At 37.6% G+C, this 21,045-nt stretch carries 23 protein-coding genes and 1 pseudogene; 4 read left to right on the top strand and 20 right to left on the bottom strand.

The genetic code is table 11. The annotated features are described in order from the left end of the window. Positions 1 to 36: 36 nt before the first annotated feature. The 8 genes from AB1471_RS11395 to AB1471_RS11360 form a co-directional block, all read right to left on the bottom strand. Positions 37 to 1,977, bottom strand: coding sequence for a bifunctional metallophosphatase/5'-nucleotidase (locus AB1471_RS11395; RefSeq protein ID WP_367779892.1), 1,941 nt, complete (start codon positions 1,975 to 1,977; stop codon positions 37 to 39). A gap of 127 nt (positions 1,978 to 2,104) precedes the next feature. Continuing rightward, positions 2,105 to 2,317, bottom strand: a complete 213-nt coding sequence (locus AB1471_RS11390; protein WP_367779891.1) for a hypothetical protein — start codon at positions 2,315 to 2,317, stop codon at positions 2,105 to 2,107. Continuing rightward, positions 2,314 to 2,664 (bottom strand): hypothetical protein, encoded by a 351-nt coding sequence (locus tag AB1471_RS11385; RefSeq protein ID WP_367779890.1) that lies wholly within the window; start codon positions 2,662 to 2,664, stop codon positions 2,314 to 2,316. Before AB1471_RS11385 ends, AB1471_RS11390 begins: the two co-directional genes overlap by 4 nt. Before the next feature lie 60 nt (positions 2,665 to 2,724). Continuing rightward, complete coding sequence (locus AB1471_RS11380) at positions 2,725 to 2,907, bottom strand: hypothetical protein (protein ID WP_367779889.1); 183 nt, start codon at positions 2,905 to 2,907, stop codon at positions 2,725 to 2,727. A 1-nt stretch (position 2,908) separates the two neighbouring features. Then, complete coding sequence (locus tag AB1471_RS11375) at positions 2,909 to 3,076, bottom strand: hypothetical protein (protein ID WP_367779888.1); 168 nt, start codon at positions 3,074 to 3,076, stop codon at positions 2,909 to 2,911. Between the two features lie 449 nt (positions 3,077 to 3,525). Beyond that, positions 3,526 to 3,678, bottom strand: coding sequence for a hypothetical protein (locus AB1471_RS11370; protein WP_367779887.1), 153 nt, complete (start codon positions 3,676 to 3,678; stop codon positions 3,526 to 3,528). A gap of 305 nt (positions 3,679 to 3,983) precedes the next feature. Continuing rightward, positions 3,984 to 4,151, bottom strand: a complete 168-nt coding sequence (locus AB1471_RS11365) for a 4'-phosphopantetheinyl transferase superfamily protein (RefSeq protein ID WP_367779969.1) — start codon at positions 4,149 to 4,151, stop codon at positions 3,984 to 3,986. A gap of 235 nt (positions 4,152 to 4,386) precedes the next feature. Next, a complete protein-coding gene (locus AB1471_RS11360; protein ID WP_367779886.1) occupies positions 4,387 to 4,587 on the bottom strand; it encodes a hypothetical protein in 201 nt (66 codons plus the stop codon). Positions 4,588 to 5,141: 554 nt separating this feature from the next. Between AB1471_RS11360 and AB1471_RS11355 the strand changes: the two are divergent. After that, positions 5,142 to 5,501, top strand: a pseudogene (locus AB1471_RS11355) (DDE-type integrase/transposase/recombinase); the annotation flags it as partial. A gap of 484 nt (positions 5,502 to 5,985) precedes the next feature. On the opposite strand, the gene AB1471_RS11350 reads toward AB1471_RS11355, so the two are convergent. The 5 genes from AB1471_RS11350 to AB1471_RS11330 all read right to left on the bottom strand — a co-directional run bounded on the left by AB1471_RS11350 (position 5,986) and on the right by AB1471_RS11330 (position 11,427). After that, on the bottom strand, positions 5,986 to 6,552 hold the full coding sequence (locus tag AB1471_RS11350) for a superoxide dismutase family protein (protein WP_367779885.1): 567 nt from the start codon (positions 6,550 to 6,552) through the stop codon (positions 5,986 to 5,988). 377 nt (positions 6,553 to 6,929) lie between these two features. Beyond that, entirely contained in the window at positions 6,930 to 8,300 is a 1,371-nt protein-coding gene (locus tag AB1471_RS11345) for a GntP family permease (protein ID WP_367779884.1), read from the bottom strand. A gap of 30 nt (positions 8,301 to 8,330) precedes the next feature. Beyond that, positions 8,331 to 9,350, bottom strand: coding sequence for a 4-hydroxythreonine-4-phosphate dehydrogenase PdxA (gene pdxA, locus AB1471_RS11340; protein WP_367779883.1), 1,020 nt, complete (start codon positions 9,348 to 9,350; stop codon positions 8,331 to 8,333). Beyond that, positions 9,347 to 10,657, bottom strand: a complete 1,311-nt coding sequence (locus AB1471_RS11335; protein ID WP_367779882.1) for a four-carbon acid sugar kinase family protein — start codon at positions 10,655 to 10,657, stop codon at positions 9,347 to 9,349. The genes pdxA and AB1471_RS11335 overlap by 4 nt, the downstream gene beginning before the upstream one ends. Before the next feature lie 5 nt (positions 10,658 to 10,662). Further along, positions 10,663 to 11,427 carry a DeoR/GlpR family DNA-binding transcription regulator gene (locus AB1471_RS11330; RefSeq protein WP_367779881.1) on the bottom strand — a complete coding sequence of 255 codons (765 nt, stop codon included), beginning with the start codon at positions 11,425 to 11,427 and terminating at the stop codon, positions 10,663 to 10,665. Positions 11,428 to 11,720: 293 nt separating this feature from the next. On the opposite strand from AB1471_RS11330, the gene AB1471_RS11325 reads away from it, so the two are divergent. Continuing rightward, positions 11,721 to 12,155: a peptidylprolyl isomerase gene (locus AB1471_RS11325; protein ID WP_367779880.1), complete on the top strand. Its 435-nt coding sequence runs from the start codon at positions 11,721 to 11,723 to the stop codon at positions 12,153 to 12,155. Positions 12,156 to 12,760: 605 nt separating this feature from the next. Here the strand turns inward: AB1471_RS11325 and AB1471_RS11320 are convergent. The 4 genes from AB1471_RS11320 to AB1471_RS11305 all read right to left on the bottom strand — a co-directional run bounded on the left by AB1471_RS11320 (position 12,761) and on the right by AB1471_RS11305 (position 16,298). Continuing rightward, complete coding sequence (locus AB1471_RS11320) at positions 12,761 to 13,258, bottom strand: DUF1648 domain-containing protein (RefSeq protein ID WP_367779879.1); 498 nt, start codon at positions 13,256 to 13,258, stop codon at positions 12,761 to 12,763. Between the two features lie 189 nt (positions 13,259 to 13,447). Continuing rightward, a complete protein-coding gene (locus AB1471_RS11315) occupies positions 13,448 to 14,461 on the bottom strand; it encodes a S66 family peptidase (RefSeq protein WP_367779878.1) in 1,014 nt (337 codons plus the stop codon). 253 nt (positions 14,462 to 14,714) lie between these two features. Next, complete coding sequence (locus AB1471_RS11310) at positions 14,715 to 14,864, bottom strand: hypothetical protein (RefSeq protein WP_367779877.1); 150 nt, start codon at positions 14,862 to 14,864, stop codon at positions 14,715 to 14,717. 54 nt (positions 14,865 to 14,918) lie between these two features. Next, positions 14,919 to 16,298: a Glu/Leu/Phe/Val family dehydrogenase gene (locus tag AB1471_RS11305; protein ID WP_367779876.1), complete on the bottom strand. Its 1,380-nt coding sequence runs from the start codon at positions 16,296 to 16,298 to the stop codon at positions 14,919 to 14,921. Positions 16,299 to 16,690: 392 nt separating this feature from the next. Here AB1471_RS11305 and AB1471_RS11300 point away from each other — a divergent pair, with 392 nt between their 5' ends. Continuing rightward, positions 16,691 to 17,131 carry a ferritin-like domain-containing protein gene (locus AB1471_RS11300; RefSeq protein ID WP_367779875.1) on the top strand — a complete coding sequence of 147 codons (441 nt, stop codon included), beginning with the start codon at positions 16,691 to 16,693 and terminating at the stop codon, positions 17,129 to 17,131. Between the two features lie 177 nt (positions 17,132 to 17,308). Here the strand turns inward: AB1471_RS11300 and AB1471_RS11295 are convergent, their stop codons facing one another. Both AB1471_RS11295 and AB1471_RS11290 read right to left on the bottom strand, forming a co-directional pair. Then, complete coding sequence (locus AB1471_RS11295; protein ID WP_367779874.1) at positions 17,309 to 19,024, bottom strand: methyl-accepting chemotaxis protein; 1,716 nt, start codon at positions 19,022 to 19,024, stop codon at positions 17,309 to 17,311. Between the two features lie 588 nt (positions 19,025 to 19,612). Then, on the bottom strand, positions 19,613 to 19,870 hold the full coding sequence (locus tag AB1471_RS11290; RefSeq protein ID WP_367779873.1) for a hypothetical protein: 258 nt from the start codon (positions 19,868 to 19,870) through the stop codon (positions 19,613 to 19,615). 18 nt (positions 19,871 to 19,888) lie between these two features. On the opposite strand from AB1471_RS11290, the gene AB1471_RS11285 reads away from it, so the two are divergent. Continuing rightward, entirely contained in the window at positions 19,889 to 20,200 is a 312-nt protein-coding gene (locus AB1471_RS11285; protein WP_367779872.1) for an HNH endonuclease, read from the top strand. A gap of 75 nt (positions 20,201 to 20,275) precedes the next feature. Here AB1471_RS11285 and AB1471_RS11280 read toward each other — a convergent pair whose 3' ends face one another. Then, positions 20,276 to 20,941, bottom strand: coding sequence for a winged helix-turn-helix domain-containing protein (locus AB1471_RS11280; RefSeq protein ID WP_367779871.1), 666 nt, complete (start codon positions 20,939 to 20,941; stop codon positions 20,276 to 20,278). Positions 20,942 to 21,045: the final 104 nt, after the last annotated feature.

Here is a 21,045-nt window from a genome sequence, read left to right as displayed (position 1 = left end):
CGATCGTTCATTTAGATTGAAAAACATCCAATAACGTTATTCCACTGATTTAATTCGATCTTCCACTCCAGGAATAGCATGTCCTTCATTAATATAATTGGTTACGATTTCATTAAGAATTTCTCCTGTGTCTGTCAGGCGCGGAGTATCCGCCAACCACTCATAACCATCACCGCCACTAGCTGTGAAGTCATTTGTTGCTGCTGTATACGTAGCTTCAGGATCAACTTCCTCGTCGCCCACATACAATTCCACCACACGATCTCCTTCTGGTTGAGATGGATCATAAGTAAAGCTCATTCCAGATACGTGCATGAAGCCACCATTTTCTTCAGGGAGTAAATGAACGCCTTGTTCAGCGCTTCGTAAAAGCTGTTCACCTGTCACTTCAATTTCAATCACAAAGTTAAGGAATGGCAGAGCCGTAACGACATCCAGGATCGCAACCTCTCCTGAAGGGATGCTGTCACGAATGCCCCCACCATTTGTGAATGCAATGTCAGAGCCAGTTAAATTTCTCATAGCATCTGTAATCAGGTTTCCTAAGTTCGTTTCTCTCGTGCGAACATTCGAACGATCGCCGTCAAGGTCCACATCGATGGAACCAATGACTTCACTAAGTTCTTCACTAACTTCCGCTTCTATCTCATCAAGCGTTTCTTTCACATCAGATGCTTCTTCAAGCCCTTCATAATCTCGCGCTAGATGTCCAGATATTCCGATGAGTTCCCCTTCATGAAACAGCACTTGATTAATGCTCAATGCTTTACCATATTCCCATGCCTGTGTAATATATGTTCCATTGTGTAACTCAGGGTATTCAAGCGTATCGTGAGTGTGACCACCTAAAATAAAGTCAATTCCATCCACTTCTTCAGCCATCTCTTTGTCGATAATATAGCCTGCATGAGACAGTACGAAAATATGGTCTACTTCATCTTTCACTTCATCCACAAGCAATTGAAGTGCGGACACTTCTTCTTCAGCATACAGCCCTTCAACATTTGAAGCTAACGTTTTAACCACCGTATCTTCTGCTGTGATCGCAATCAATGCAATTTCTTTCCCCATTACTTCAATAATTTCATAAGGATCTGTGATCAGTTCATCATTTTCTTCATATCGAAAGTTTCCACTCATCACAGGGAATTCAGCCATTTCCATGAGCTCAAACATTCGTTCCTGACCAAAGTTGAAATCATGGTTTCCTAGAACCATTGCATCGTACTGCATTTGGTTCATCAGGTTAACAGCGGACTCACCTTCACTAAAATTAACGTAATTGGTACCGTGGAATGTGTCTCCAATATCAAAAAGGAAGGTATCATCGTTTTCCTCACGTATTTGTTCCACAATCGTAGCGATTTTCGCCATTCCCAATTCGGTATTTTCCTCATCATTGAGAATACGTCCATGTAAGTCATTTGTAGCTACAATGGTCATGCGATCAATGTTTTCATCATAACGCTCCATCATCGTGTCCATTGATTCTTCACTTAACGGTTCTTGAGGAAGAAACTCGTCATTCTCTTCCATTATTCCCAATTCAAAAGCTGCTGCAAGTGCACCATAAGCATCTTCACTAATATCGGAAGAGTCTTCAAATGCATCTATATTCGTATGATCGTAATCATGTAATAGATTTAAAGATTGAATGAGCAAAACATAAGCTTCTTCGCGAGTAATCTCCTCGTTCTCTCCAAATTCAGACTCATTCTCATCGACTAAGTCTAATCTCATCGCAGTATCCACGTAAGGGAAAAGCTCATCAGAAACATCTGTAAATGTGACCTCATTTGTTTCCTCTTCTGTCCCTTCATCTGTTCGTTCATAAGGCCCTACATCAACACCCATCGTGTCTAACAGATTCGTTAAAAACTCACCTTTTGTGACGCCTTCTTGTTCATCATCAGAACACCCTACCATTACAAGGGAAGCTAACAGCGCCGTAGAGAAAAATAAGATTCCTTTTTTCACAAAAATCAACCTTTCTTTTTCTGTGTCTAAATAAGATTTATATATACTCTACTGTGTTTGGAGCGATTGTAAATAGAGACAACGGATAACATTGCATCATCAATCATCTTTACCATAGCCATGATGACTATGTTGCGGTTATTATTTTATAATCCTCGTGAACCATTGGAAATATTCCCCCACTTACAGTTAATGCTACAACGTATTTAGCGTGAGATTCTACCACAATCATCGTTTCACCAAATTTATAAAATGAAGGGTAAACTTTCGAAGAATTTTCAGCTAAAATTCTGTCTCCAACTTTTGCATTTATTCTTTTTCTATTAAATAATACATTCATAATATTTTACCTTTTCTATTAGTGTGATAAGTGGAACCTACAGATGGGTTTTCTTTCCAGTTCGAATCATCAATATGATAGGTACTAGATGGCGTTATATCATTATTTCGTGACCATTTATCAATAGTGTATCTTTTTTTACACGTTATGACGTATCCTCTTTTCTGTAGTTCAAAAACTGTATTCATTACTGTTTGTGGATGATCAGTGAATATTCCATTTAGATCACACAAATCAAAATGTCTAAAAGCTGGTGTTGAGTGCAAATAATATAATAACCCCGCAGCCTTTAAAGATAAATATTCACTATGTATTTCTTTTTTCGTAACTAATTCAAACATGTCCATGATTACCTACTTTTCTATTAGAATAAAAATAAGATTAAACAGTGTATATCATAATGTTCATTATGTACCATTAACTAGTACATAATCTTTGTGCTTTATTATGTGTCCTTCATAATCACCATATTTGTAAGCTATAATAGAAAATTGATTTGAATATACAACATCTAAAATATCATTCTTATCAAATGCACTTGAATTTTTTAAAACTCTTATTTTTTCGCCAAAAACTGCTTTTCTTTTCATACTATTCTAAACCCCTCCAACGATACATAAATGGCTCTAATATGTTGATAACTTCAAATTCATATTCTTTTCGTATTTCAGAATCGGTCATTCTTTCAAAAATAATTTCATCTATACCATATTTTAATGACAGATGTCGTATTACTTGTATGCGTTCTTCTGTTGTCATTTACGTTCCTCCTAAAATCAATTTCGCTAAAAACAATATTATTATTGTATTTTTTTATTTTCCTGCATACGATGGAATTTTAATGACTCCTAAGAATTTGATTGGTGAATCGACTCAATAGTTATCAGATTTTATGCATCTTATAGCAATTAAAATAATAATGCACCATATCAACCAATATTTAATTAATAATTGTCCGGGTGTCATATGGATAAAATCACTAATGTGCATTGTTAACGTCAATATGTATTATTTTATAATCAGTATGATTCACCGGAATCCCCTCACTTTTAGTTAATGAAACAATATATTTTGCATTTGAATCAACAACCCAAAGATGTTCTCCGTGTGTATAAAATGAAGGATATTCTTTGAATTTATTAGTAACTAAAATGGTATCTTCGATCTTTGCTTTTCTCTCTTCTTTTCCGACCGAATAACAAATGGAATCATCCCTTTATTAGTTTATATTGACCATGTAGAAAGGACACTTGTCGATTATTACTCATTAACGCAATCACATTGTTGTCATTTGATGAAATGACGGTTAAACAGTTTCCATTTACAAAAATACTATCTCCGGACTTTGCGTGCTTGATCATGATAATCATCCTTTATTATTTTATAGTGAACGTGAAGAGAATTTTACAGTTCTTACCCCTCAATGCGGGTAATCATCTCTTAAAAAATTAATAGCAACAATTGTTTCTCCGATTGTTGAAAGTAAAATGGTCAATACGACGATTGCTGTTCTAAGCTTTTTTTCAAAGTATTACGATGTGCTTTACGATACTTTTCATATGAATTATCCTCCAATATATGAACACCTTTATAAAAAATTAGAAATAAATTTATTGCATAGTTCTCTTAATCCAATAAACTCCTCTCTATAAAACTTATTGCTTGTCTATATCATATTGTTTAAAAAAGAGGTTTTTCGAATTAACTCCGCAGTTATTGTAATGTGGTCATCAAGTATTTGAATTGAGAATGAGTCTAATGGAATGTATAGACCTTTACCAACAGATTTTATGTAACTTTCTTTTGTACACCACAGTTGATAAAATAATTTAATTTTTTTGTATCATCCTTATCCATAGGTGAAGAATATTCCTCCATTGAAAAAAAGCTTTCTTCTATGGTGAAATCAATAGGAGTAATTTTTTCTATATCTATTCCAAGCGGGGAACGACTAACACCACAAACCACCCATTTATCAGAGTGCGATATATTAAAATGAATATCATTATAGTTACATAAATAGGGTTACCCATATTGTGTGATCGCACTCCGGGCGGAGGTGATATTTATTATGCTTTGTTCAATTTAAGCAATCTATAATTTGTAGGTGCTGCTATATCTTTTTGCAATGCATCAAGTCTTTCATTGGTTTCATGTAATTCTTGTCTAACTTGCTTAATATCGCTTCTAAATTCTTGGTCCATTTTTTCATTAATACCGTTAATTCTTTCGTTCAATTCTCTAAAATCTTGCTCCATTTTTCCAACCATTTTATCCGCTCCTTTTTACTGTTTTTTTCTTAATTCTCTATAAAAGTATCTAATAAATCTAAATATAAAAACTAGCATTAATGTGGATGAATTTTTAGTTAGCATTTTGTAGTGTAAGTATAAGTTTAGGGTTATATAAATAAAAGTCCAAATTACGAACATATTATTGTGCAAAAATGGACTCTTCTTTCTGTGTCAGTGTTTGTAGGTTATAAATATTACTTGTGTTTAACAGTTATTTATACCTAGTTATCAGGATAATATTTCAATTTATTAAACAAGTTTTTTAAAATAAAGTTCTCTCAGATGTAAGGTGGCAGATTATTAAATATTGTTAGATCAATATTCTTATCAATTTTCACAGCACAACTTCAGATACTATATATGTTTTATACGTAGTTAGTAACTAGTAAATCTATATATATTAACTAGCATATATACTACAATTTTTTATTTTTAATAAATTTTAGTTAACATCTAATGTCTATATCATATTACCTAGTGTTAACAATCTAGATCTACTACATATATTTAATAGTTATTTTTACCTATTAAAAGATAAAGAAGCAGCCAAGCGCTTTTTTAAGAAATCCTTGGCTGCTTCTCTTAATCGTACCCCTCGTGTGATTACAGTAGACAAGAATCCAGCCTATCCTGTAGCCATTCAAGAATTAAAAAACGAGGAAAGTTTGCCTGAAGACATACTAATTAGACAAGTGAAATATCTCAATAATATCGTGGAACAGGATCATCGCTTTATTAAAAAACGAGTACGTTATATGTTGGAATTCAAGTCGTTTGAAACAGCCATCTCTATATTATGCGGCGTAGAGGCTATGCATATGGTGAAAAAAAGACAACATCACCGACAGTTGGAGTCTGTCCAAAATGAAGTTAAATTCATACATAAGTAAACAGTAGCTCTATATCTCTATCAAAATGTGTTTGCACCAGAACCTATAAAACTAATATTTGAAGAAGTGGGAATACAGGTATCAAATCTTAGATATGTTAATAGTTCTTCCTTTGTTACGGATTCAGGCTTACATGTGTGTGGTAGACATTGTTTTTTTGCGACCAAGAATCTGGCGAAGCATATGCTAAGAGTGCTGACGAAGTAGATGGTGTTTTTTGGATGACAACAAAGCAAATTCTAACTAATTCTGAATTACCTATTTACCTCAAGAAAAATATTAAACTTGCTGATAAGTTGATCATAGCTAGTGGCTTTTCTTAATTTTTATAGCATAATAAAACAGGGGATTTTATGTAGATAACTTTTGACTGGGTGAGAAAATCAAACAAAAAAAGACCAGAAATTAGGTCCTTTTTCTTTGGGTAAAATATCAACAATATTCTTTAAGCCTTTTTCATTCGGTAGGAAAGGGCTCAAAAAGATTAGTTCTTTATTTCTCCACAAACCATTCTTCCACCAGATTCTCCTGTAGGGTCGGTTTTGTAGTCGTCCGGTCCTTCATGAATGATAAGTGCACTTCCACTATCAAGTAATGAATTCTCTACGCCTTGTTTTAACGTGAAGGTCTTTGCAATCAATTCCAAATCCACATTGCCTTCTTGGTCAATTTCTATATTCGGTAAGTCGCCTGCGTGATAGCCTGCAGGATTTTCGAAACCGTGTTCTTTGTGCCCAGGATTGAAATGAGCGCCTGCTGAAGTGAAATCTGGAATCTTACATGAGGCTGTTTCATGAATGTGTATCCCTTTTTCCCCCGGCTCTAGCCCTTCTGCTTTCACTCCAATCAAAACTCCTTCAGACGTTTCGGTTAGAGACGCCATGCCTACCTTATCCCCTTCACTGTTAACTAAATCGATTTCTAATGATGGTACAGCTTCATCATTTACAGGTATGACCGGTTCATCTGAACTCATATTATTCGCGGCGCTGCATCCACTAACGATGATACCAAGTAGCAGCATCATACCCATTGATTTAACGTTTTTCATTATTATCCTCCTAGCATTTTGAACTCTCTAGCAGGATTGCCATCATTCTTACACAATTATACGGAGGAATTTTTATATCAAAAGCAGAAATACGGACGTTCAGTTCCGACGACTTAAGATAAAAAACCTTTTGTGGATTTTGCAAGTAAGGTTTACGAACCAATTGGAGGCTTTTTATTTGAAGGCTTCTCCTCTAAAAAGTAGTCTCCATAATAAGACTTTGGTGGAACAAAGGAACTCCCTAAACAGGGTTTCCCTTGTTTTATTGCTGAAATCAACAATACTATTTAACATAGCTAATAAAATAAAGCAGCTCAATAAACATCGGTATCATTTATGGAATCATGAATTTAAACTTCAATAAACCTTTTCATCTATCAACCTACTATCACGTTTGCGAGTAGAAGTAATACAAGTGAGGCAGCCCATACTAGTGTGGTAGGTATAGACCAAGTAATCATTTGTTCTTTTACATTCTTTATTCCTAACATACGGTTTACGACCCAGAATAGGCTGTCATTGAAATAAGAAAATACCATTGCGCCGAGGGTTGCTGCCTGAGCGGCGAGGACCATGTTGACATCCAAACCTACTAAAATCGGTGCGGAAATGGAAGCACCAGTAATCATTGCAACCGTACCACTACCTTGAATCAGGCGAACGACACTGGCAATGACGAATGGTAGTAGAATGGCTGGCAGGGCCGTTTGAGCAATCTGCTGTGCGATGTAATCGCCTGCACCACTTTCTCTCAAAACATTACCCAACGCACCTCCAGCACCTGTTACAAGAAGAATGATTCCAGCATCTTTAATTCCTTCTTCCATGCGATCGATTGCAGTTGATTGTTTTACATGATTATATAATCCGTAGATGGCAAAGACCAAGCCAATGCCAACGGCGATAATTGGTGCGCCTAAAAATGCGATGATATCATAAACGCCACCTTCTAGCCCTATAGCTGCAATTGTAGTGTTCAAGAAGATCAAAACAATTGGCACGACGATTGGTAATGACGAACGAAGTAATGACGGTAGTTCCTTCTTTTCTTGCATCTCATAGTATTCTTCCAATGTCTGAGGTTCTTCAGGTCTGACAAACCCTTGACCGTCTTCATCAGGGAGTTGATAGATTCTTTTGCCGAGCCATTTTGCATAATAAACACCAACGATGATCAGTGGTACTGAAAGAATTAAACCAGTAAGAATCATTAATCCGACATCCACACCGAAAATCCCTGCAACCCCGAGAGGTCCTGGAGTAGGAGGGACAGCGTGGTGTGTAACTGCTAAACCGACACCCAAGGCTACTCCAAGCGCTATAACTGATTTGCCTGTCTTTTTTGATAATGCTTTCGCAAGAGGGGTTAAAATAACAAAAGCGGAGTCTACAAAGATAGGGATCGAGACAACGTAACCTGTTATCGCCATTGCCCATTCCTCTTTTCGTTGCCCTAACCACTTGATGAAACTGTATGCTAATCGTTCTGCTGCGCCTGATACTTCTAAAATGCGACCCATCATTACACCAAAACCGATGACGATACCAATTGATCCTAAAGTACCCCCAAAACCAGTAGTAATCGCATCGACAACATCAGGGGCTTTCATACCCCCGACTATACCGGTGATGGATGCCGCGATGATCAATGCTAAAAAGACATGAATTTTTGTCCGTAACACTAGAAAGATAAGTACAAAAACACCGAGAACTAGACCGAATATCATTTGTGCTCCAGATACATCCATGTTATTGTCCCCCTATCGCATAATCGTTTTTTACACGGTGGCACGAGTGAATTGTGATGCATATTTTGCTGCTAGTTTGATGCATTCTTCCATGCTTACCGTGCTCGCGATTCCTTTACCAGCAATGTCGAATGCGGTTCCGTGATCTACTGATGTGCGCAGGAACGGAAGGCCATTCGTGATAGAAATGGTTCGTTCAAAATCGGTCATTTTTGCTGCAATGTGACCTTGATCATGGTAAAGGGAAAGAACAGCATCAAATTTTCCATTCAACGCATGATGGAAGACTGAATCTGCCGGAACAGGTCCCGCTACATCGATTCCATCCTTTTGTGCAAGTTCAATTCCAGGGTTTAGTTCATCGATTTCCTCGCGACCAAATAATCCACCTTCTCCTGCATGAGGATTCAAACCAGCTACTGCAAATTTACGGTTTTCTACACCTAAACGTTGGAGAGCTTTGTCACATCGGTTTAAATAGTCACGAACTCGCTCTTTTGTCACCTGGTCAATCGCATCTTTCACACTAAGATGACGTGTTAGGAAAAAGATTCTCATATTATGAACTTGGAACATCGTTAGTGGGTCATCCGTATTCGTAAGTGCCTCAAGCATTTCTGTATGTCCGATAAAAGGAACTTCTGCTGCCTTCAATGATTCTTTATTGATCGGTGTCGTAGCCATGACATGGACATCACCAGCGTTGGCAAGTTCGACCGTTTTGTAAATGTAATCAAACGCAGCCTGTCCACATTGGGCTTGAACTTCACCGAACTGAACATCTTCTACGATCAAACCAGGAACATGAATAACGTCAATTACACCGAATTCATAGGTACCTTCTTCGGGACAAGCGACTTCATTTAACGTAAGGCTAACATCCATGATTTCGATTGCTTTTTGTAAAACTTCTTTATGGCCGACGACGATTGGACGTGATTGTTCGTAAATCTCTTTTTTACTTAAAGCGCCTACAGTAATTTCTGGTCCGACACCTGCTGGGTCCCCCATAGGAATGGCAATGATCGGTTTTACTATCTTTACAGTCATACAATTTTCTCCTTTCTATATTGCGAAATTTTATTTTTTAACAGTTTTACACAATCATAAATGGCCTTCTTATCCCCAACGAGACCACCTTTTGTGACGACAGACATCCCATCAAAATGACCACCGATGAATTGACCGTAAGCGGCAAGGGGAATCACTTCATCTTCGAGGTGTATTCCTGAAGCTCCACTTACCGCACAAACAGAAGCGGTTACATCTCCGCCGCTTGAAAAACACCCTTCAATCTTATGCGGCGATCGTTCGATCAATTTTCTTGTTATTTTTGCAAGTCCATCGGTAATACGCTTTGCCAGAGCATCCTCTGAAGTATTTTCATCCTTCGCTAGGTTTTTGAGATCTACTCTCTTCGCACCGGGTACGTAGGTTGTGATGACAAGGACATCCTCTGTTTTCACCTTTTCAAGAGCTTCGCCAACAGACCGTTCTATTTCTTGATCCCAGCTTTCATTGTAAGTAGCAAGTTTTTTTGCCTCTACGTAGACTGGGGTGATGTGTGATTTTGTATATAAATAGTCAAGTTGTCTTCCAGTCATGGCTGTAGCACTTCCGACAGTCACAACAATTTTACTCATACTTACTTGCTGTTGAATGGTTTCACGAGAGTAAGAAGCTGTCAGGGGACCAGGATCACAAGGAAACAATGTCTTGTTGTGAACCATAGTCATTGCGATGGCAATTTGATCAATTTCTTCATCTGTTACTGCATCAATAGAAATGATTCGAACCCCCCTATCGGTAAGTTCTTTGATCGTCGTTGCGATTCTATCTGTCCCTTCAAGAACAATGGATAAGGGAATATGCTCTACAGCATGTTTACTTTGATCTTCAATAATAGTCGGTACATAAGATTCAGTTAATGGCTTGACTGGATCCCTAGCTACATCCGTTTCTTGTAAAGGGACACCTTCTACGAGTAGATAACCACCTGTTGAAACTCGTCCTGACTTCGGAAAAGAGGGACAAACGATGGCAACTGAATGTTCCCCCATCGCCTCTAGCATCGAATCGATCTCATAACCAAAGTGCCCTCTGACGGTACTATCAATCCTCTTACAAAACACGGAAACACCTTGTTGTTTTAAGTTATTGACAGCCTCCTTTACTCGTCGTTGGCAAATGGGTACGAGTGCATAGCGACTGTCAGTATCAATACAGATCGCATCATACAGTCCCTTTTCAGGTAATGGCGTGTAACGGACCACTGTCGCCGTTTTGAATCCTTGTTTCGTCAATCTCACACCCGTTGCGTTCGCTCCAGTAAGATCATCGGCGATCACACCAATCATATTCGTTACCCTCCTTCAACGAAAAATGTCTTGACCTGCTGTTCGATGAGCCGAACCTCTTCTTTGCTTACTCGGTCATCTGTGATAAAGCCATCCAAGTCTTGTAACGCGCACACTTTGCTAAAAGCTTTATGATGGATTTTGCTTGAATCTGCCAACAGCCAAGTTTCTTCTGCCGCTTCCATCATCAGCTTCTTTACCATGGATTTTTCTAAAGTCGGTGAAGTTACACCTGCATGTAAATCGATTGCATGAGCTCCTAGAAAGAAGCGGTCGACATGGATGGATCTGAGGAATTCCTGTGTTTGAGCACCGAGTAATGCCCCTACATTGTTTTGAAGATCACCCCCAGTCACAATCACATGCAGGGCGGAATTGACCATTTCACTAGCAAGGTTTATATCATTTGTAATGACCGTGAGATCCTTACGGTTAACCAAGTGTCTTGCCAGCTCAAGGGTCGTCGTTCCCGAATCGAGTAAAATACTAGCTCCTTCAGGGATCATTTGGACAGCTTTCTTTGAAATAGCCCTTTTTTCAGTCACATGTTTTGTTTCTTTACTTATAAATGGTGTTTCTAACGTCAGTGAACGAGGGGAAACGGCTCCTCCATGCGTTCGGATCAGTTTTCCATCTTGTTCTAATAGAACAAGGTCTCTGCGAACGGTCATCGGTGAAACATGAAACATTTCACTTAGTTGTTCGATATCTACTTTTCCTGTGGCATGAACATGAGAAGTGATGTCCTTTCGTCTTTGTGAGGGTGTCATCGCACTCATTCCTTATCAATATAAAATTGTTCAAAATAATCACTTAATAAAGAATATTATGAAATAAATGAACATAATAGTCAATAAAATGTTTGAAATTAACATAGGAGAAGTAAAATGTTTGTGGGAGGCGATGTACCTCTTCCCTATGTAAATAGTTGAGGGTTTGAGGGTTGAGTAAAAAAGTACTTAGGTACTTGATTCAACCAATCAATACTCTTTCTTTTCCATCCAACTAAAAGCATGGTAAAATGAATAGCGAAAACTTACTTACACAAAGGAGTGTTTTTTTAATGACTAAAACAGGAATCATTGATTTAACAGACGGTAATAAAATGAAAATTGAACTGTACCCAGAAGAAGCACCTGACACAGTAGCTAACTTTGAAAAACTAGCGAACGAAGGCTTTTATGATGGACTTAACTTCCACCGAGTTATTCCGGGTTTTGTAAGCCAAGGTGGCTGCCCAAGCAAAAACGGTACTGGTGGTCCAGGTTACACAATTAAATGTGAAACGGCTGGAAACCCTCATACACATGTTGCCGGTTCTTTATCAATGGCGCATGCTGGTAAAAATACTGGTGGCAGCCAATTTTTCGTTGTACATGAACCACAGCCTCACCTAAACGGCGTTCATACTGTTTTTGGTAAAGTTACTGAAGGCTTAGAACATGCACTTACTATGGATCAAGGTGCAGGAATTAACTCAATCAGAGTTTCAGAGTAATTGTTATTGCGAGGGGAGCTGTCAAGCTCCTCTTTTTTTTGAAGTAAAAGTTACGGTTCCTTCCACACGAAAGCGGTGTTCTACAGCTTCTACATTTTCAGCACAAAAAAAGAGAGAAATCAGCTTCTCTCCCTACTCTTCTTATTTGTTCTAGGCAAATATCTTGAGAAATAAATACTAACCACCAATAAAATAGTGATCATGCTCCAACTTAAAATGCTACCATGTTTACCAGATAGTGCACTAGTAAACACAATAACTGAAATGGCAAACCAGCATAGAGACGACACGTAGCTCTTGAATCCAGCATTAACATTCAATTTTTTTCGCTTTTTTATCATAACTAAGATAGCAATGATTAAGAAGATCACATACACTACCGTTAAAGTAAATGGGGTCATCACATAGCCTCATTTCTAAGCGTTAATCTTTGTCCGTCCACCAATACACCAATAGCATAAAACCAATCATCACAACACCCGCAACAATGTAAAACCAACTCGGGACATAGCTCCCACCGAAAAACACCGCAGTCCAACCCCTTCTATTATTTATCTTATGTTTATTGTAAACGATTACTTTTAGAAAACAAACTTTTTCCATTTTTACCTTTTACGAACAGATCTTAACAAGAAAAATGCGCTACTTCCTAAGATAACAACTAAAAAGATAAACAAGAACTCCTTACCCAGCCCATCTGCTGCACCTGTTGCCACCTGTATACTTTGCCATGAGATAAAAATGAAGAAAAGAATGATTGAATTCTTCAGCACATTGATCATCATTATTGCATTTTTATACTGCCACTCTGCATTTTCTTCTGTTAAATGAAGATAGTTATACACATGTGGATAACGCTCCAAAATCGAAAGGCCTATCCATTGGATCAGCCCAATGAACAGGATCACCCCAATGAATCCTCGACTCGACCAACCATCGGGTTCCCCAAGAGCATTAAAGTGGGACGGAATTCGTTCTGGAATCGACGCCCAGTCCACTACCAAATACACCATCCATGCAAAAAACGCTACGATTGCAACCATGTTAAAAAGTCGTTCAAACAGTGTTTTTTTCACTTGAATAACTGGTCGATTCGTATACATAAGATCACTCCTAAAGTGGGTCTTTACTAAAGTACGAAGATACATAACGATAAGTTCCATTATTTATCAACGTTCTTATTCACAATCCACAATAAGATTTCAGCGAATTTTATCCCGGCTCACTGCGATGGTATGAAACTCGTCCACTTATTATCCACACTTCATCCATTCCTATCTTCTCCACCATCTCTATTTAAACCACTGCACCACTTTTCCTGTCCCTTCAACTACCTCCACTTCAGCAACTGCACCGTTAATAAACATGATTTGTGGTGGTTGGTGTCCACAATCAATGTCATAAACAATCGGAATCCCCAACTCTTCAAACAAATCCTGATACACATCTTCCACCAGATAATTATCCACAGGTGTGTTGGCTTCACTACGCCCAAATAAAATTCCCGCACAGTTATCAAACCAACCGGCTAGCTTCATTTGAACAAGTGAACGACGTAGATCAGTGGTCGACAACTCACCATTCTCTAAGAACCAGATAATCGGCTCACCTGTTGTGTACTGTTCTCTAAATTGTTTCACATCGCCGTAAGGAGTCCCAACTAAATGACGGATCACATCGATACATCCACCTAGTAGTCGGCCTTCCATTTGTTCAGGTTGCCCAGAAATCGTTTTCCACTTCGTTTGCTCTGTTAAATGAAACACGCAAGGTGAAGAGTTTTCAAAATCCCATTTCTGTTGATATTTTTCAGACGAATACTGAGAGATCGATTCACCATTTCTAGTCGAAAGCACTTCTATCCATTTCGCTGTTGTTTCGTCCCAAAAATCCCCTCTCAAATCAACTAAATTTGTACCATGAGCTGCAGCAAGCCCTGTTTTTAAGGTGATCGCGAGCAACAACACACTTGTATCTGAATAACCTAGAATCCATTTTTTGTTCATTTTTTTAAAGTCTACGTATTCAAGCATTTCGATTGACAATTCCCCGCCCCAAGGAGGAATAATAAAGTCAATTGATTGATCCTTCATCATCTCATTAAACTCATGCCCACGTTTTTTTGCAGAAGAAGATTTAGCCTTGTGCTGTGTCCACACCGTCTCTCCACAAACAACCGTGAACCCTCGTTCCTCCATCTTTGAAACGGATTGCTTGACGATCTCATGTAAACTTGTCGGCACACCAGAAGATGGAGCTGTAACCCCAATCGTTCCACCACTCCTTAATGTTGGATAATAAATCATACACAGAAACCTCCTCTAAAAGTACCGATCTAATTGTTTCTTCTTAAGTATTTAACATTCATTTGTACTTTCTCCCTAATCCATTCATCAAGAATCCCCCTTTTTATTGTTTAGTCTATCATCGATATATTACTAGGTAAATGAAATTTCAGAAAATACCAACAACTACCTACTGTAGTTTTTTAAAAAAATAGAAGGATTTTGAAAAGGATTGCATGTTACGTATCAGGAGGAATTTTTAATGGAAATCATTTCAAATTTTCGGTCGTTTAGGTCGTCTTCTTATTACTAGTACGATGTCATTACAGCCTCTATTGGATGATTGGAGAATTCTTACTTCTTCTTTTGCCACAAAGGCTAAAATATACGTAAAAGCATTAGGTTCGCTCCCCTTTTCAGACATAAAAGCGGCCATCTATTCGAACAAGGTTAAACTTGTCGAACAGCTGGCCGTTTTTTAATACAACTTTCCTTGCTTGTATAAAACCGTAGATAATTTCATGACAGAATGGATGTAGCAAGTTTGTCTTAATGGGAATGGGTCGTCGAAAAACTTCGGTAAGATCGTATCCATCGTGGCTTTCATTTGTTTGAATAGCATAACAAACACTTCGTCTTCACTGTAAAATTGTGTTTCGCGTCCTTGAAGCCATTCAAAATACGAGACAATTACCCCGCCTGCATTAGCAAGAATATCAGGGATAATAATGGCTCCTTTGTCATTAAAAAATTGGTCCGCTTCTGCTGTGACTGGTGCGTTGGCCCCTTCTACAATAATACTTGCTTTTATTTTATCCATATTATCTTTGTGTATTTGAGATTCTAAAGCGGCAAGCATGAGCACGTCCACCTCAAGATATAGTAGATCATTTCGGTCTTGAATGTTGGCTTTCATCCCACACTTTTCAAGTTGCTCTTCTGTTGTCGGCAAATCACCTTTATTCGTCGCTGTGAAATTCACAAGGGCTGGAATATCTAGGCCATCCGCGTTAAATAACGTTACATTTCTATCACTTACCGCGACAACTTTATTTTGCAGATGCTTACATGAATAGGCTTCAAGAGCCGTAACAGATCCGACGTTTCCGAATCCTTGAACAGCAACTGTAAGTGGACGATTTGCTGCAGCTAATGCCTTTTTAGCAAATCCATTTTGATTCTTCGTAAGAACATCCTCTTGATCATTTAAGAAATCGTGGAGCATATAGCGCAATGTAAAATAGACGCCTTTTCCGGTTGCTTCCCTACGACCAAGCGAACCACCATTGATCACACTTTTCCCCGTAAAACTACCTCGGTAAGGTTGACCTGGTTTAATGCTCTTATACTCCGCCATCATCCAGTCCATTTCACGTTCACCTGAACCTACATCCGGCGCGGGAATATCTTTATCAGGACCTAAAGCATCAGCAAAATACTGAACATATTTTTTGGATAGAACATTTAATTCTTTCACTGAGTAGTCACGCGGGTTTAAAACAATCCCACCTTTTCCTCCACCAAACGGGACACCATGAAGTGCATTTTTCAATGTCATTAAAAAAGCAAGATTGATGACCTCTTCTTCATTGACCGATTCATGAAAACGAATTCCTCCCTTATATGGGCCAAGCGCATCATTATGATGAACGCGAAAAGCAGGAATTCGCACAACCTTCCCACCTTCTAATGGCATTCTGATAAAGGATTTATGTATTTTATTTGGGGTTGAAAGGATCGCACCTAACGAAGTAAATGCCTGCTCTCTCGCATCCGCTTGCAAATCTGGTAAAAACAACTTATTTTCCAACAGTGCATCCAATGACCCCTGAACAATGGCTTTCGTTTGATGTGACATATCAACAACCTCCTATTAACGTTTATCTATCCAACTAATTGGGTGACTGTATCACAGAATTAGTCACTTTCATAAATCATACACATAAGGCACGAAGCTCGTTTCAAATAAAAAAAATGAACTGACAAGTAGGATGGATAAGGATACTATTCCACTTGTTAATTCATTTTATGTAATGGTCGTGCTGACAACAACAATAATTAAAAGCCTCGCTACTCGTTCATTTTCCCACGCGTATGGAGGTTTTAAGGCAAGAAACATCGACAAATTAAAGGTACTAGCACATAGAAAAATGGGGATCGTTGAAGCATGTTCATCACTCTTACAAATACACTCACTAGTTACATTAATTACTCATAGGATACTATTAGGCTCATTAGGGAGGTATGACTATGTATTCTTATTTAAATGATAACAATTTAATTTACAGGCAAAATGAAAAATTGGTTAGTCATATTGAAAAGGCACTTGATGGAGAGTATAGTGCAATCCAGTGTTATGCCAAGTTAGCTAATATGACTTCAAAAGAAAATGAACGGAATCAAATTCTTGAAATTCGACAGGATGAAATAAAACATTTTCATCAATTTGGACAGATTTATATCAGCCTAACTGGGAGACAACCTCAACCAAAAATCATTGAAGAATGTCCTGATGTATATTTAAATGGATTAGAATTTTCTATACAAGATGAGCAACGAACCGTTGATTTTTACTTAGAAATAGCAGATGAAACGACTAATCCATACATTAAAGAAATATTTCGCAGAGCAGCAGCAGATGAGCAAAATCACGCTGTTTGGTTCTTATACTATTTTTTAAAAGCTAGATAATTAATGCCTGTTTTTTCGGTGTGTCTTCGTACATTTCAATAATTAGTTGGTTCTATACTTCATCAGTAACGTTCTACGGTTTGCTAACAACCTTCTATCCTTAAGTACAAGTTATTCCAAAAAAATCCTCTGGCAAAGGCATCCGCCTTGTCAAAGGATTTTTTGTAACGAATCCACCTATACTCTAAACTTACGGATCAACGCATTGAGATTGACCGATTCTTCTTTTAATGAATTCGCACTTCTTGAAACCTCTTCCATCGAAGCGTTTGATTCTTGTGAAGTGGCGGATACTTGTTCAATTCCTGCAGCAGATTCTTCCGATACAGACGCTACACTTTCAATCGATGAACTCATGGTTTTGGTGCTGTCCAAAATAATGGAAATCGAATCCGTCATTAAGCTAATTTGATCCGAAACGTTATTGATGGTTTCTTTTAGATTACTGAAAAGCTCACCTGTGTGTGAAATGTTCGTTGTACCATCTTGCACCATTTGGTAGCCGTCTTCAAGTGATACAACCACTTCTCTTGAATCCGTTTGAATGCCATTGACGATTGTTGTGATTTTGGAGATAGATGTTGTTACTTGCTCAGCCAATTTCCGAACTTCGTCAGCAACAACAGCAAAACCTCTCCCGTGTTCTCCAGCTCGAGCCGCTTCAATGGCAGCATTTAATGCCAGTAGGTTGGTTTGATCCGCGATTTCTTGAATCATGTTTGTTAACTGGGCGATATCGTTTGTTTTATTGTCTAGCCCTTTCACCATTTGTAGTGAGTTCTGCATTTTTTCATCGATCGCATTCATTTTATCAATTGATTCGACCATCGCCTGACTACCTTGGTTTGTCACCGACAACATGGAAACAGACCCTTCTCTAATTTGGTTTTGATTGTCTGCAACCTCTGTGATGCTTGAGACAAATTCATTCATTTTCTCTGAAAGATCAGAAGAAGCATGAGCCTGTTCTTCAGCCCCCCTCGATAATTCTTGCATGGTCGATGCGATTTGGTTACTACCTCCTTGTACTTCATCCGCATATTGCGTTAATATCTCACTTTGACTTTTAACAGTCTCAGATACGGTTGACACTTGATGTAAAACTTGGCGAAGGTTTGATTTCATCGTATTCACAGAATTATTCAACTGACCAATTTCATCCTTACTTTTATAATCCATATCATCGACAGTTAAGTTTCCATCCGCAATTTCATTTGACATGGCCACAACTTTTTTCAAGTTACGTTGAATAACCGTATTGATTATATATAATGCCACGAGTAGAAATAACATAGATATACCCACAGAAATCCCCATTATAACAAAGCTTTGCTTGATACCTGTATGTACATCATTCGTTGCTTTTTCACTTTCAACCAACACTGTACCAGATAATTCTTCAAGCATACCAACAGTTTCAATGCGTAATTCCTGCGTACGATCTCTTGCAGCTTCCAGTACTTTGTTCGTACCATTAGGTAAATAGGCAGGGACCATTATATCCATAAATATTCGATCCATTTCATCTACGTTTGATTCAATTTGATTGAATATCACCACTTGTTCTTCATCATCCAAATTTGCTCTCATGGCATTTGTCTCTTCTATAAATTGTTGTCTCAATGTTTCAAATTCGGTTACATAACTTTCATCGCCCTCATTCACATAATCGGCAATTCGAATATCAAGCCCACCAAATATGGAAGCCATTTGTATGATATTTATCGCTCGATCCGAATCTCTATTCATTGCATCAATATTCTGTTCGATCTCAGAAAATTGATTATAAACGATGACACTAGTAATGATAAAAAGTCCGATCGCTATTCCCAAAGCAATAAAATATTTTGTCCCCATTTTCAAATTTCTAAAAAAATCTCTAAGCCCTTTCATTTTGTCTCATTCCCCCCTTGTATCGTAACAACTAGTGTTCGTTTTCCATTGGATTACTAGAAAACGATTGTCAGAAACACGATAAATGATATAAAAGTCACAACAATATCTATGTATCTATTTTACTGTATTAACATTTATTACACAAAGGATATTCGACATAATTAGATCATTTGTGTGAAATTTATGAATACACAACCAATTTTTAAACAAAGGTAACGGCGATGTTTCAAACAAAAAAAGACCCTGTTTTGAAAGGAAGATTAATCAAAACAGGGTCTTAATCTATTTCTGAACTATAACGAGAATAATGGACACTAAATAAAAAAGTCCCCTAATTCGGGTTTTCTGTATGTTCCGAGCGAAATAATAGAGGAATCATCTTGGACGGAGGGTTCTTATAAGTATGAATTTGTTTTCTATGCTTCAAATATGAATTATTCATTTCATGTGTGGTAGGACGTTTGGCATGAAGTGCGGATAAGTGCCGAGCAGACTTCGATAACGATACCACATCCGCGGATATCTCCCACCTAGACTTCGATATCGGCACTACAGCCGCGGATAAAATCCGATAACAAACTTGATTTATTTTCGATTCTTTTTAGTTATACCTAATTTCTCATTACCGCGCTTAAAGTTTCCAGTAATTTTAGCTAACAAGAGTTGTACTTTGGTACGATCATGGTCAACTTCTTTTATCTTTGATAGTAAATGTTCCGCTTCCTTGTCCTTTACAATTTTAACTTGCTTCCCTTCGTAACTTATCATTACCGTTCCTTTTTTAGTCATTTGATAAGAAAATGGCTCTTCACTTAATCTATTTCTTTTATCTATTCCGCTCATTACACACCATCATCCTTATTGATTATATTTTCAAACTTATGTGAAAGTGGTACTTCTTTAGAAGTTCATCACATGGTCCCTCGAATACGTGGTGGTAATCATTCGTCAGAAAATCTCATCACTCTTTGCACTCGGTGTCATTGGCATATAGAGACAGGTGATCTAGAACATGCGGTAGTACAGAAAGTTGAAGTGAAAATGATGAGAAAATATCTAATTAACTTCATTCTTTTCGTTATATTTATGCTTGCAAGCACTTATGCCTATTCTCGTTCATACGATGATAGAGGTCTTGTTATTTTTATACTACTAACGTGCATATTTCTATAAATCGTTAGTTTTATTCGCTACCTTTTGAATAAAAAAAGTAGTTAAACAAATACGATCTGAAGTGGGTACTTATTTTTAGAAAATCAATGGTAGACGAATGAACTTGTACTTATTCGTTTTCTTCTTACCTGTTTCCTCGTCTACTTCTCTTAGTACTTCAATCAAACCAGCATCCTCTAACATCTTAATATGATAACCAAGATTATTACTGTGCTTGAATGATGGTACATTCTCCTTTATTTCTCTAAATGTATATTCAAAGTAATCATCATCTTCATATTCTTCACACCAATATTTATCTGTATCTTTACGCAGAAAGGTTAAAGCTAGTGCTTTTTCTTTATCTGAAAGAGGTCGTGTATCAGTCTTTGCTGTGATTATTTGGTGCATGTGTCTAACATAAAGGTTATTGAATAATGTACCGTTACTTGTTCCATCAGTATAAATAGACCAATCCTCATCAGCACCACCAACCTTAGAAGGTTGCAAGCATAGTACTTCTAATGGTTCTTTTATGTAGTCGATATAGCTAAGCATATTAAAAAATGTTTGAGAGTACTCATCTCTTATACGACAACCATCATGAAAATCACCTTCATAGAGTAGGGGAAGGCTACGCAATCCAGTTAAATCTTTCTCATAGAAATTATAGTGGATAGGTGTTTTGATGAACTTTATTTCACCTTCAATAATAAACGGATATCCCATTACATCTTGATCAGATGCTTGATACGAATCCATCCTCTAACACTCCTTTTCTCCTAATATTAAACCAATCCCATCACCACAGGATCTTTTATAAGCTATGTAAGGTTCACACTACCTAGACTTTTCGTCTTGATATC

This window comes from Jeotgalibacillus marinus, assembly GCF_040801915.1.
GTDB lineage: Bacteria > Bacillota > Bacilli > Bacillales > Jeotgalibacillaceae > Jeotgalibacillus > Jeotgalibacillus marinus.
Note: the sequence above shows the minus strand (reverse complement) of the source record. Positions and strands in the feature narration are given on the sequence as shown.

What these genes read in the sequence shown, in the direction of transcription:
- pdxA (WP_367779883.1), bottom strand. Translation starts at nt 9,350, where the DNA reads ATGACTGTAAAGATAGTAAAACCGATCATTGCCATTCCTATGGGGGAC.
- AB1471_RS11330 (WP_367779881.1), bottom strand. Translation starts at nt 11,427, where the DNA reads ATGACACCCTCACAAAGACGAAAGGACATCACTTCTCATGTTCATGCC.
- AB1471_RS11280 (WP_367779871.1), bottom strand. Translation starts at nt 20,941, where the DNA reads ATGGATTCGTATCAAGCATCTGATCAAGATGTAATGGGATATCCGTTT.
- AB1471_RS11390 (WP_367779891.1), bottom strand. Translation starts at nt 2,317, where the DNA reads ATGAATGTATTATTTAATAGAAAAAGAATAAATGCAAAAGTTGGAGAC.
- AB1471_RS11380 (WP_367779889.1), bottom strand. Translation starts at nt 2,907, where the DNA reads ATGAAAAGAAAAGCAGTTTTTGGCGAAAAAATAAGAGTTTTAAAAAAT.
- AB1471_RS11295 (WP_367779874.1), bottom strand. Translation starts at nt 19,024, where the DNA reads ATGAAAGGGCTTAGAGATTTTTTTAGAAATTTGAAAATGGGGACAAAA.
- AB1471_RS11375 (WP_367779888.1), bottom strand. Translation starts at nt 3,076, where the DNA reads ATGACAACAGAAGAACGCATACAAGTAATACGACATCTGTCATTAAAA.
- AB1471_RS11385 (WP_367779890.1), bottom strand. Translation starts at nt 2,664, where the DNA reads ATGGACATGTTTGAATTAGTTACGAAAAAAGAAATACATAGTGAATAT.
- AB1471_RS11290 (WP_367779873.1), bottom strand. Translation starts at nt 19,870, where the DNA reads ATGAGCGGAATAGATAAAAGAAATAGATTAAGTGAAGAGCCATTTTCT.
- AB1471_RS11350 (WP_367779885.1), bottom strand. Translation starts at nt 6,552, where the DNA reads ATGAAAAACGTTAAATCAATGGGTATGATGCTGCTACTTGGTATCATC.
- AB1471_RS11345 (WP_367779884.1), bottom strand. Translation starts at nt 8,300, where the DNA reads ATGGATGTATCTGGAGCACAAATGATATTCGGTCTAGTTCTCGGTGTT.
- AB1471_RS11315 (WP_367779878.1), bottom strand. Translation starts at nt 14,461, where the DNA reads ATGATTTATTATCCAACATTAAGGAGTGGTGGAACGATTGGGGTTACA.
- AB1471_RS11320 (WP_367779879.1), bottom strand. Translation starts at nt 13,258, where the DNA reads ATGTATACGAATCGACCAGTTATTCAAGTGAAAAAAACACTGTTTGAA.
- AB1471_RS11300 (WP_367779875.1), top strand. Translation starts at nt 16,691, where the DNA reads ATGTATTCTTATTTAAATGATAACAATTTAATTTACAGGCAAAATGAA.
- AB1471_RS11310 (WP_367779877.1), bottom strand. Translation starts at nt 14,864, where the DNA reads ATGTCTGAAAAGGGGAGCGAACCTAATGCTTTTACGTATATTTTAGCC.
- AB1471_RS11370 (WP_367779887.1), bottom strand. Translation starts at nt 3,678, where the DNA reads ATGATCAAGCACGCAAAGTCCGGAGATAGTATTTTTGTAAATGGAAAC.
- AB1471_RS11305 (WP_367779876.1), bottom strand. Translation starts at nt 16,298, where the DNA reads ATGTCACATCAAACGAAAGCCATTGTTCAGGGGTCATTGGATGCACTG.
- AB1471_RS11360 (WP_367779886.1), bottom strand. Translation starts at nt 4,587, where the DNA reads ATGGTTGGAAAAATGGAGCAAGATTTTAGAGAATTGAACGAAAGAATT.
- AB1471_RS11325 (WP_367779880.1), top strand. Translation starts at nt 11,721, where the DNA reads ATGACTAAAACAGGAATCATTGATTTAACAGACGGTAATAAAATGAAA.
- AB1471_RS11335 (WP_367779882.1), bottom strand. Translation starts at nt 10,657, where the DNA reads ATGATTGGTGTGATCGCCGATGATCTTACTGGAGCGAACGCAACGGGT.